10 protein-coding genes are annotated in these 9,087 nt (G+C 55.0%); 3 read left to right on the top strand and 7 right to left on the bottom strand.

What is annotated here, in order from left to right:
* Nucleotides 1-18: 18 nt before the first annotated feature.
* The 3 genes from E8E95_RS23810 to E8E95_RS23820 form a co-directional block, all read right to left on the bottom strand.
* The gene (locus E8E95_RS23810) at nt 19-1,863 is read right to left on the bottom strand and encodes a hypothetical protein (protein ID WP_280354366.1); all 1,845 of its coding nucleotides are present in this window, start codon (nt 1,861-1,863) and stop codon (nt 19-21) included.
* Nucleotides 1,864-2,205: 342 nt separating this feature from the next.
* Nucleotides 2,206-2,352 (bottom strand): hypothetical protein, encoded by a 147-nt coding sequence (locus E8E95_RS23815; protein WP_280354368.1) that lies wholly within the window; start codon nt 2,350-2,352, stop codon nt 2,206-2,208.
* The gene (locus E8E95_RS23820; RefSeq protein ID WP_280354370.1) at nt 2,349-2,972 is read right to left on the bottom strand and encodes a TnsA endonuclease N-terminal domain-containing protein; all 624 of its coding nucleotides are present in this window, start codon (nt 2,970-2,972) and stop codon (nt 2,349-2,351) included. The genes E8E95_RS23815 and E8E95_RS23820 overlap by 4 nt, the downstream gene beginning before the upstream one ends.
* Before the next feature lie 336 nt (nt 2,973-3,308).
* On the opposite strand from E8E95_RS23820, the gene E8E95_RS23825 reads away from it, so the two are divergent.
* On the top strand, nt 3,309-4,250 hold the full coding sequence (locus E8E95_RS23825; RefSeq protein ID WP_280354372.1) for a hypothetical protein: 942 nt from the start codon (nt 3,309-3,311) through the stop codon (nt 4,248-4,250).
* Between the two features lie 39 nt (nt 4,251-4,289).
* Here the strand turns inward: E8E95_RS23825 and E8E95_RS23830 are convergent, their stop codons facing one another.
* Nucleotides 4,290-5,252 carry a DNA-binding protein gene (locus tag E8E95_RS23830; RefSeq protein WP_280354374.1) on the bottom strand — a complete coding sequence of 321 codons (963 nt, stop codon included), beginning with the start codon at nt 5,250-5,252 and terminating at the stop codon, nt 4,290-4,292.
* 180 nt (nt 5,253-5,432) lie between these two features.
* Here E8E95_RS23830 and E8E95_RS23835 point away from each other — a divergent pair, with 180 nt between their 5' ends.
* Nucleotides 5,433-6,422: a site-specific integrase gene (locus E8E95_RS23835; protein ID WP_280354376.1), complete on the top strand. Its 990-nt coding sequence runs from the start codon at nt 5,433-5,435 to the stop codon at nt 6,420-6,422.
* Nucleotides 6,423-6,984: 562 nt separating this feature from the next.
* On the opposite strand, the gene E8E95_RS23840 is transcribed toward E8E95_RS23835, so the two are convergent.
* The gene (locus E8E95_RS23840; protein ID WP_280354377.1) at nt 6,985-7,278 is read right to left on the bottom strand and encodes a BPSL0761 family protein; all 294 of its coding nucleotides are present in this window, start codon (nt 7,276-7,278) and stop codon (nt 6,985-6,987) included.
* A gap of 240 nt (nt 7,279-7,518) precedes the next feature.
* On the opposite strand from E8E95_RS23840, the gene E8E95_RS23845 reads away from it, so the two are divergent.
* The gene (locus E8E95_RS23845; RefSeq protein ID WP_280354379.1) at nt 7,519-8,379 is read left to right on the top strand and encodes an inositol monophosphatase family protein; all 861 of its coding nucleotides are present in this window, start codon (nt 7,519-7,521) and stop codon (nt 8,377-8,379) included.
* A gap of 18 nt (nt 8,380-8,397) precedes the next feature.
* On the opposite strand, the gene E8E95_RS23850 is transcribed toward E8E95_RS23845, so the two are convergent.
* On the bottom strand, nt 8,398-8,754 hold the full coding sequence (locus E8E95_RS23850; RefSeq protein ID WP_280282240.1) for a histone-like nucleoid-structuring protein, MvaT/MvaU family: 357 nt from the start codon (nt 8,752-8,754) through the stop codon (nt 8,398-8,400).
* A gap of 117 nt (nt 8,755-8,871) precedes the next feature.
* Nucleotides 8,872-9,087, bottom strand: a 216-nt coding sequence (locus E8E95_RS23855; RefSeq protein WP_348532581.1) for a hypothetical protein, incomplete at its 5' end; no start/stop codon positions are given.

Genomic DNA, 9,087 nt, shown 5'->3' on the forward strand with positions numbered 1-9,087 from the left:
ACCTCAGGTCCGGTCGGATCAGGATCCCAACTTGCGAGCTTTGAAATTTGATCCCGTGACATTCGCCATGGTAGGTGCTGAGTGGGAACGTGTCTTCGAGTTATGACGCTTTTCGCCCTTGGAAGGAGTTCGTTTATTGGTGGCGATAATTTTGACTTTCTGATGAAGTTCGCGCAGTAGAGTGCAGGCGTGAATATGGTCAAAGCGCTCATGCTTTTCGCGGATTGAGTCACGAATCTGCAAGTGCTCACTTAGCGTCAGGTTGTCTTGATAGTCCGGCCAAGTCGCGTGCGCTGGATGCCACTCTTTGGGAGTGTCCGGATGGGCAATCCAAACGGATGCAAGATCGCATGGGTCAAAGTAGACGACTGCTTTCTTGTGTTTCCCCAGTTGGCTCGCGATCAACGAGATAGATGGGCCTGTCCACGTTAGGGAGTTCAGTGTCACACGGCCCTTGCTAAGCCTGCGATGTTCGATACTCAGACATAGCTTATTGAGGTCTTCTTCAGAGTAGCGTTCTGGGGGAAGAGATGATTTCTGTAGATATTCCCATGTCTCGTTTGGGCTGCCTTGTAGCCCCATATGATAGGTGTTGTGATAGATGTTTAACCATTCCGAGAAAAGCTGTTTGAGTTGCTCGAGTGTCAGGCAAGCGCGGGCTACTGAAGGATAACTACCGCGTTCCTGAACGGAGCTTTTAACCGTTCCGGGGAGCCAGTGTGCAAACCCACTATTGACGGTGCCAAAAAAGCGCTCGACATAGGCACGCCGATTCGGCTCTCCGGGTGGAGTATAAGAAAGTTCAATGCCAAGTATTTGCGCAATATCTTTCAGCCAATGGGCTATATTCTCCGGGCCATTGTCCAGGGTGCCTTTGTGATGCTTTCCCCCGGAAAGCGGGTCATTGGGCAGACCGAGAATGGCCATTTTCAATGCTCGTACAACTTTCTCTACCGTAGGAGTACCCAGTGATATATCCCAGCCAACACACTTTCGGCTCTTCTCATTGATGAATGCAACTAGTGTCGGCCTGCCGATGACCACACCGTCGTTGTCGACCACCATTACATCCATTTCTTGCGAATCGATCTCGACGTTAGTGTACAGATCATCAGGAGCACATTTCTTATCCTGGGATTTATGTTTCTTCGTTGCATACTTAGAGTCGTGTCTTGCAATATCTATTTGGTAGCCGTCAATTTTGTACAAGCGTCGCCGGAAGGTGCTGTAGGATGGTGGTGCATATTTACTTTGACCGCGCTCCACTCTTTGTTGGTTTTCTGCTGCTATTTGGCCGATTAGGAGTTTGTAGACATGCTTAAGGGTGGGTCGCTCTTTGGTGAGGTACTCTTCATTAAGGTAAGTTGATATTAGTTCGTCATTGTGTTCGGATAATCGAGGTTTTCGTGAGTCCGGATAATGGTTCAGCAGAGCTAGCGGGTTGTTGTTGCTCTTCTTGTAGCGCCTTGCCCAGTAATGGACTGTTGAATAGGAGGGTGGGTCTTCATCTTGTATTTCTTTTGCGATCTCGGCAATCAGTGCGTTGATTCGGTCGCGAGGAAGCGCCCCGGAAAACTCCTTTAAGCAGGTGGTCACGTAGATGTGTCGGCGAAAATAGATTTGTTTTTCTTTTTCAGTTGCCGATGTCAAATGTACGGCATCGGAGAGATCGATAGGGGCGTTTTTGCAAAGAGTTATAGTGTTTCTGATTTGAAGCTCCGCGAACTCTTGTTTTTCCAGGAATCTGCGGGAACCTGTTTCCAGGCAACATAGCCCTATAACGGTGCCGACAGTGGTTATTTCATAGGTTTTGTTGTTCATCTTGTAGTGGGCGCCGATAGATGGCTGCTTTATGGTGTTCATAAGTCCTCCAGTATTGCGAAGCCAACGCACATGCCGATTTTTTGATTGATTACAGTGACTACTACTGGCTTTTCAATGACGTTGCCGTTGTCGTCAACTAGAAATACATCAATCTTTTGAAATTTGAATTTGATGTTTTCGTAGAGGTGCGTAGAATTGTTTTGCTTTCCTTGGTTTTTATGCTTGTTTGCCCTTCGATCGTATCTTTCAGTGCTCATTTGGTAATTATGTCTGCGGAATAAAAGATTCCTTTCTTCTTCGATAGTCAGTGCCCGTTTTGCATCGAATGAAAGAGCGGTCGGCGAAATTTGGTGGAGGATTATTGCCTTTCTGATCTGAAGTTCAGTGAATTCTTGTTGGTTCAGGAATTTTCGGGGTGCCAGTTTTCAGGCAGCAAAGCCCTATTACGGTTCCGACTGTGGTTACTTCATAAATATTGTTATCCATCTGGTAGTGGGCGCCGATCGCTGGCTGATTAATCGTGTTCATGCGGCACCCTCCAGTATGCTCAGCGGAGTTAATTTAAGAAGCAGATCGGTCTTCAGATGCTTGTCGAATATGCATCTATAGACGGCCCTGGGGCTTGCGCTGTATTTCTTTAAGAATTCTTGGAAGGTCAACGGAAATGATGCGAAACTTAACGCTGATATGCAGTGATTGAGTTCTTCTTTGTTTACATTGAAGGAGTTGAAGTACAGAAGTTTTAGGTTTTCTAAAGTTGCTCCTTGGTTGATGCTGTTGCAGTCGGCAATGTGAAGGATTGCTTGTCTTTTGCTGAGTTCATCCTTGGCGATTGATAGCTTTCTCTGGTATGCGGGGTGAAGCTTTAACCAGTCCGGTTTTACTTCTGTGTAGTAGGTGCTGTCAGTTGTTTCGACTAAGAAGTCGGGAGTGTAAGTTGCGGTTTTTCCATCGACCAAGAACGACATTGTCTCTGGTTGGGCAAAGTAAGCTACGACTTCCTCAGCGTACTCTAGATGAAGACAATAGTCGGCCTCTAGTAAGCTTTCGCAGATGACTTGACACGCATTCTTACGCGAGGGGAAACAAACGAGGTACCTGCCGAAGTGTCCTTTCGTTAATTTCCGAGCTGGGGGAATCGAAGGCATATAGTTCCTCCTGCCAAGACCAAAGTCACGGCGATAGGGAATCGGACGTAGGGCGGTGTGTATGCATCAGGCTACGCCGTCTGAGGTGCAAGTCATCCCAACCCAAAGCGCTTGCGACAAAGGGTAATAAGTAGATTTTTCAATCGCTTAGAACGGTTCTGGAGTCCCAGACCTGTTCAGCAAAAAATGGGAGGCTCGTCAGAGGCTCTAAACAGCCACTTTGCCGCAGTCAACCAATCAAAAACGCTTGCGATAAATAGGCATAAGTCGTTTTATCAAGGGCTTAGAATGGTCCCAGAGTCCCAAACCTGTTCAGGAGGAAGCGGGAGGTTCGCCATGGGTGCTAAAGATCCCGATACGAACGAGTTCAACCGTTTTGTCCGTCAGATTCGGGCTATGTCGTTTGTGCATACCTTGGCGCACACTGCGCGGGTGCATCACAACGGACGAGCGCTGGCTGTCTGGTTGGTGCAGCAAGGGTTTACGGAGGCAGAGGCGTGGGAGCACCGATGCGATGCGTGGTTCCGCGGCACGTTACCCAATGCATCGCTGCGCAAACGCCTAGTTGGCATGTTTCCGCATTTGCAGATGCTGCTAAGCTCGCCGCTGTGGCTTGCGCTGAGTGATATCAATGCCGGCCCACCATTCTGGGATGCCTGCGCCTCGGCTACCCGATTAAATGACCGCAAGCTGCCCTTTTTTTCCAACTCGAGAGCGGATCGTCTTTGCAGTTGTCCCAGTTTGGAGCGGATGGGGGAACTATTGATCCTGATGCGTAGTCGGGATCTTTGCGTTGACGCCTATCGACTTTGGCTGCAAAAGAATTTCTACTCATTCTTTTGTATTGCGTGTATGCAGCCGTCGCTCCATTGGGTGAGATACAAATTGCTTTATGCAGTGGATGAACTGCAGGCATGCAATCTGTTAAGTGAGGGGGTATTGCGTAATTGGCCATCTTGCATCGAGGAATTTGAGCGCGATATGTCTGACCGCTTCGAAGTGCTGGACAGCCTGACGGAGCGCGGATGGATTAGAGGTTGGGAAGACGACAGCTACTTATTGGTATGGCTGATGTTTGATTATCCGGATATCGCGAATGACGTGGTTTACTCCGACAAGGAAATTCTGATGCCGGCCAAGATTCGCATGCGTTGGCGGCGAGACATCGAAAAGAGGAATAGCACAACCGTCGATATTGCGTGGTCGACTGTATTTTCTGAATTCAGACTGGGTGCTAGTGACCGCCGAGTACTGCGGCGATTAGGTATGCTGGTTTGAAACCAGGCTATCTGCCCTGTCTCAATTGTCGGCGGTTGGCTAGGAAAGGGGGGCGGTGGGAGAGTGAGATTGCTGCTGCAAGAGTCTCTCTTGATTCCGTAGTTGGCGTCGGCACTGGCGAACCTCAATCAGGCGTTGTCTGAGCCGCTCCTGTAGCGTGGCGTTCTCCGTTTGCAGGGTATTCAAGGCACTACGCAGGTGCGTTTGCTCAGCCTTAAGTGCCGCCGAGGCTTCCTGGAATTGATGGCGCTGGTCGCTGAGCTCCCGACGGTGTTGCTGCAGTTGAGTGCGTGCTTCGCTCAGTAGCCGCTCATTGTCGCGATTGAGGACGGTCAGTTCGTCCTGTTTGCTGATCAGGCTGTTTTGCAGGGCACGGTGCTCCCGGCGCAACTGCTGCATGGCCTCATCGTGCTGTCGCAGTTCCTGCTCGCGGTGTTCTTTCTGCGTCTGTCGATAGTGCTCCAGAGCTTGGCGGGCGTGCTGGTGTTTTTCTTCGAGGGACTGCAGTTGCTGCGCCTGCGCTTCCGACAATCGCTGCCAACCGTGCTCGGCTTCCAGCCGGCGACTGCTCTCCACCTCGGTGGCGCGTAGTTGCTCCTGCAAGCTCAACTCGATCTGAAGACGTTGCTGCAGCTGGGCGCTCAACTCGGATTGGCTGCGCTGCAGTTCCTCGATCCGCTCCTGGCTGTACTGACGTTCTGTGCGGTACTCCAACTGTTGGCGCGTCAGAAGGTCGCGTTCGGCGGCGACCGCTGCCTGCGCGTCCTCGCGTAGTTGATCAGCGACCGGGCCAATCCGTCTCAGCAACTCTCCCTCCACGGTTGGTGCCGGGTGCTGGGCATCCTGTGCCGCCAATTCATGCAGACAACGCAGGATGGTGGATTTCGACCCGGTGTTGCCGAGCTCAATTCGCACCGCATCGATGCTGGGGTGTTCGCCACGGGCGAGCAGGGCGTCCCGGGCGATTTTGACCACCGCTTTGTTCACGCCACCGCGTGCCATGGCCGGTCTCCTGACGATTTCGTGTTGTGTTACGGAGTATGGAAGTACGCCTGTAATGACGCCTGTCGTCTTTCAATTGGGCTGACGAACTGACATGGGATAATGCGGAGTTATCTCATGTGAGAGCGCAATTCGACCCAATTCCGGCCTCGAGGCGGTATGCCAAGGCGGGGGGGCGCGATGAGTGAGGCGGTAGAGCGCTATCTGCAGGCCGGTACCCGGGCCAACACCCGACGCAGCTACCAGCAGGCGATCGAGCACTTCGAAGTGAGCTGGGGCGGTTTCCTGCCCGCCACCAGCGACGCCATCGTGCGCTACCTGGTCGACCATGCCGGCACCCTGGCCAGCAACACGCTGAAGCTGCGCCTGGCCGCCTTGGCGCAGTGGCACACCAGTCAGGGCTTTCCGGATCCAACCAAAGCCCCGCTGGTGCGCCAGGTGTTGAAGGGTATTCGCACCCTGCACCCGAAACCGGAGAAACAGGCCGAGCCGCTGCAACTGCGCGAGTTGGAGCAATGCGTGGCCTGGCTGGAGCGGATAGGGGAGGCGGCCCGCGCGAAGGGGGATCGACCTCAGCTGCTGCGTTGTTGGCGAGACCGGGCCTTGCTGCTCATTGGCTTCTGGCGCGCGTTTCGCAGCGACGAGCTATGCCGGCTGCGGGTCGAGCATATCCAAGCGCGAGGCGGGGAGGGCATGCAGCTGTTTCTGCCCTGGAGCAAGTGTGATCGTGACAACCTGGGCCAGTCCTTTAGCGCACCAGCGCTGGCGCGCCTGTGTCCGGTGCAGGCCTATCTCGACTGGGTCGAAGTGGCCGAGATTTCCGAGGGGCCGGTGTTCCCAGGCATCGATCGCTGGGGGCATTTAAGCAAGCAAGCGTTGCATCCCCATAGCGTGATTCCACTGTTGCGCGCCGTGTTGCACGGCGCCGGGCTATCAGCTGCGCTATACAGCAGTCACTCGTTGCGTCGCGGCTTCGCCACCTGGGCGACGTGCAATGGTTGGGACATCAAGGCGCTGATGAGCTATGTGGGGTGGCGCGACACCAGGTCCGCGTTGCGCTATGTCGAAAGCGCGGGGGCCTTCCCCGGGCAACTCCGCCCATGGACACCCGGTCTTGAGACCGAGCTCAGGCCGGGCCTGCCGAACCTCACTACGCCGCACGGTGGTTGATCGGCTTCAGTGGTTTGGCCTTCAATCCGCTTTGGCCAACATACGCTCAGGCGAGGTGCGGCGCATCCGTTTGGCATCCGCGTGGTTGAGGGCTGGATCGCGCTGTCGATGCCGGGTGGGCTGTTCTGACCGCGCAGCGGGATCGTTGCATTGTCGTCACGTCGGTCATTAGAGTGCTCTGCCCGCTAGGCAACGAAATCCCCGCAGATGCATACCGTCGTGCCGGTCTTACGGAATTCTCCATGGCGAGTTGGGTCTTTTAGAGCGAGTAGTCAGCCAGCAAATCTAGCCTTCTGGCCTAATCATTAGCCCAAATTCGATGATTAGCTGGACAGCTAAACAAGCCTTTTGAGCTAAGAAAAGGTCACTGCTTGCCTCTTGGCGGGCTGACCCGCTCGTCGCTCCCCGCCTCAGGGACGGCAGGTCAGAGTAGGACGGCGGCGTTAACCCAGCGCGGACGAAACTGCGCGATCTTGTACGCGCGCAAGCTGCGTCTACAGGCTGACCTCCCGTACTCAGCGGGCCATGTGCTGTGGCCCGTGGAGAGCGATCGTGTGGCCAGTCATTTCTGACAACTCAGCAAGATGGCGGCCAGTTTGCGGCAGAGCCTGTTCCGCCAGCGCTCGGTAGGACGGTAAGTGGCCGTTGACGCGAAAAATGGGGAGAGGGGAAGCTTTGCCGAGAGCCCCTCTTCGAACAGTCCTTGCAGCTGGACTTCCGCCCGACTGGGGTAGTGGCGGAGCAACTGCGTGGCCATGCCGCGAATGTCCTCGTTCAGCGACGCGTCTCCTTCCAACCGCTGCAGAAACGCGTGGGTCTGTATGACTGCTCGGGTGCGCTCATGAGGCATTGTCATGTGACAATCTCCTCTTAACGATGGTGGGTACGACCAAAAAACAAACCCCCTGGTGCGCAGTACGGGAGCGTCCCGCCCGAGGCGTGGGGGTTATGGTCAGTCGACATCCTAGCGTAGGTCCGCCAGGCGTTCTACCTTTGGCGACCGAGCGCTGCCGGCTGCAGGGTAAAGCTCTTCCGAAACAGTCTGCTGGTGAGGCTGCTGGCCAGCCACTCAGCCAGCCCAATGGGAGGGGACAACATGCGTGAACGCCCCGCTTCATTGTCACCGACGTCGATAGCGTTCCAGGACGTCGATCGCGCCCTGCTTGATGCGGTGGTGGCTTTGGTACTGGAAGCTGGACACTTGATCGCGGCCGAACTGGTGCGACCCGGGGGGCCGAGAGGCGCGGGGGACAAGGCCGAGATTGATGTCGAGGTCGAGGTCATGTTGCGCGACGGGCTGATGAAGCTTTTCGCCTACGACTTTGTCGGCGAGGAAACCGGAGTGCAGTTGACCGGGCATCGCTATTGCTGGGTTGTGGACCCCAATGATGGCACCCGCGACTTCCTGCAAGGGCACTTGGGCTCGGCGATTTCGGTAGGCCTGCTACGAGAATGTGTACCGGTGCTGGGCGTCGTCTATGCGCCGATGACGGAGCGCGGGGCGGATTGCATCGCCTGGGCTCAGGGGCTGCCCTACCTGCTGCGCAATGGGGCGATGGTTGCGCCGCGCGTTGCGAGAGGCGGACTGGAGGAAGGAGCGCAAGTTTTCGTCAGCCTCGCAGCGCGAACCCGACCCACGCAAAATGCAGAACTCTGTGGTCCCGCTAGCTTTCACCCCATGCCGAGCATTGCCTATCGGCTAGCGCGGGTGGCAGCGGGGGATGGGGTCGCGGCGGTGTCGTTGTACGCGGTGTCGCCCCACGATGTGGTGGCGGGTCACGCGCTCCTGCGTGCAGGTGGTGGTGGACTGTGGAACGAGCAAGGACAAACCCTGGGTTACGCCACGCCGGCGGCGTTCGATCAGCCCTTTAGGTTTTGTTTCGGAGGGGCTGAAGCGGCCTGCCTCGAGCTGATGCAGCGTCCATGGCGGACTGTTTTGCTCGACCGCCATAAATAGCCACGAAGCCGTGCGTCTTCACTGGACCCAAGATTTTACTGTCGCGGCTCCATACTCGGCTTTCCAAGCGTTCAGCACCTTGTTATTGCCGCCTTTCGTCTCGACCACTTCATTGGTGTGCGGATTCTGGTAGGTCTTGACGGTGCGCTCGCGCCTTTGAGTTTTCCGAGCCGGCAGCGGAGTACGCGCGCGACCTGGATCAAGGATGTTGATTACTGCCTTCAGCCCAAGGCCATACTCATCGAGAAGCGCTCTGAGTTTGGTTTCAAACTCAATTTCGCGCTTGAGTTCTGCGTCGTTCTTGAGGCTGTTCAGCGCGGCAAGTTGTTCCGCGAGCTGTGCTTCCAGGCGTTTAAATTCGGCCAGTTTGCTCATTGCATTCTCCTTAGCGTGATGCAAATAGACACCGCAGTTGACCGATTTCGCGTGAAATTACTCTGGCGCTGGGCATTGCCCTTGGTCAATTTGCAAGGAACGCGTTGTTCGAGGCCATCAGTCCAAATTCTCAGCTATGTACCTGACTAGCTTGAGAGGTTCGGTGCTGTCGATGATGGAGAACATCACGTCCCGTTTGCTGCGGGGAAGACGTTGAGCGCAGCGTTTCGCCGTAGCTTTGATTGCTTTATCCGAACAGTGAATCTGAGCGGCGAGCAAGAGGGCAATGGTGGCGTCCAATAAAGTCAAACTGCGATGCCTTGTGTCAGTTAG

The organism is Pseudomonas sp. BN414 (assembly GCF_029871275.1).
Taxonomy (GTDB): domain Bacteria; phylum Pseudomonadota; class Gammaproteobacteria; order Pseudomonadales; family Pseudomonadaceae; genus Metapseudomonas; species Metapseudomonas resinovorans_C.

What these genes read in the sequence shown, in the direction of transcription:
- E8E95_RS23810 (WP_280354366.1), bottom strand. Translation starts at nt 1,863, where the DNA reads ATGAACACCATAAAGCAGCCATCTATCGGCGCCCACTACAAGATGAAC.
- E8E95_RS23815 (WP_280354368.1), bottom strand. Translation starts at nt 2,352, where the DNA reads ATGAACACGATTAATCAGCCAGCGATCGGCGCCCACTACCAGATGGAT.
- E8E95_RS23820 (WP_280354370.1), bottom strand. Translation starts at nt 2,972, where the DNA reads ATGCCTTCGATTCCCCCAGCTCGGAAATTAACGAAAGGACACTTCGGC.
- E8E95_RS23825 (WP_280354372.1), top strand. Translation starts at nt 3,309, where the DNA reads ATGGGTGCTAAAGATCCCGATACGAACGAGTTCAACCGTTTTGTCCGT.
- E8E95_RS23830 (WP_280354374.1), bottom strand. Translation starts at nt 5,252, where the DNA reads ATGGCACGCGGTGGCGTGAACAAAGCGGTGGTCAAAATCGCCCGGGAC.
- E8E95_RS23835 (WP_280354376.1), top strand. Translation starts at nt 5,433, where the DNA reads ATGAGTGAGGCGGTAGAGCGCTATCTGCAGGCCGGTACCCGGGCCAAC.
- E8E95_RS23840 (WP_280354377.1), bottom strand. Translation starts at nt 7,278, where the DNA reads ATGACAATGCCTCATGAGCGCACCCGAGCAGTCATACAGACCCACGCG.
- E8E95_RS23845 (WP_280354379.1), top strand. Translation starts at nt 7,519, where the DNA reads ATGCGTGAACGCCCCGCTTCATTGTCACCGACGTCGATAGCGTTCCAG.
- E8E95_RS23850 (WP_280282240.1), bottom strand. Translation starts at nt 8,754, where the DNA reads ATGAGCAAACTGGCCGAATTTAAACGCCTGGAAGCACAGCTCGCGGAA.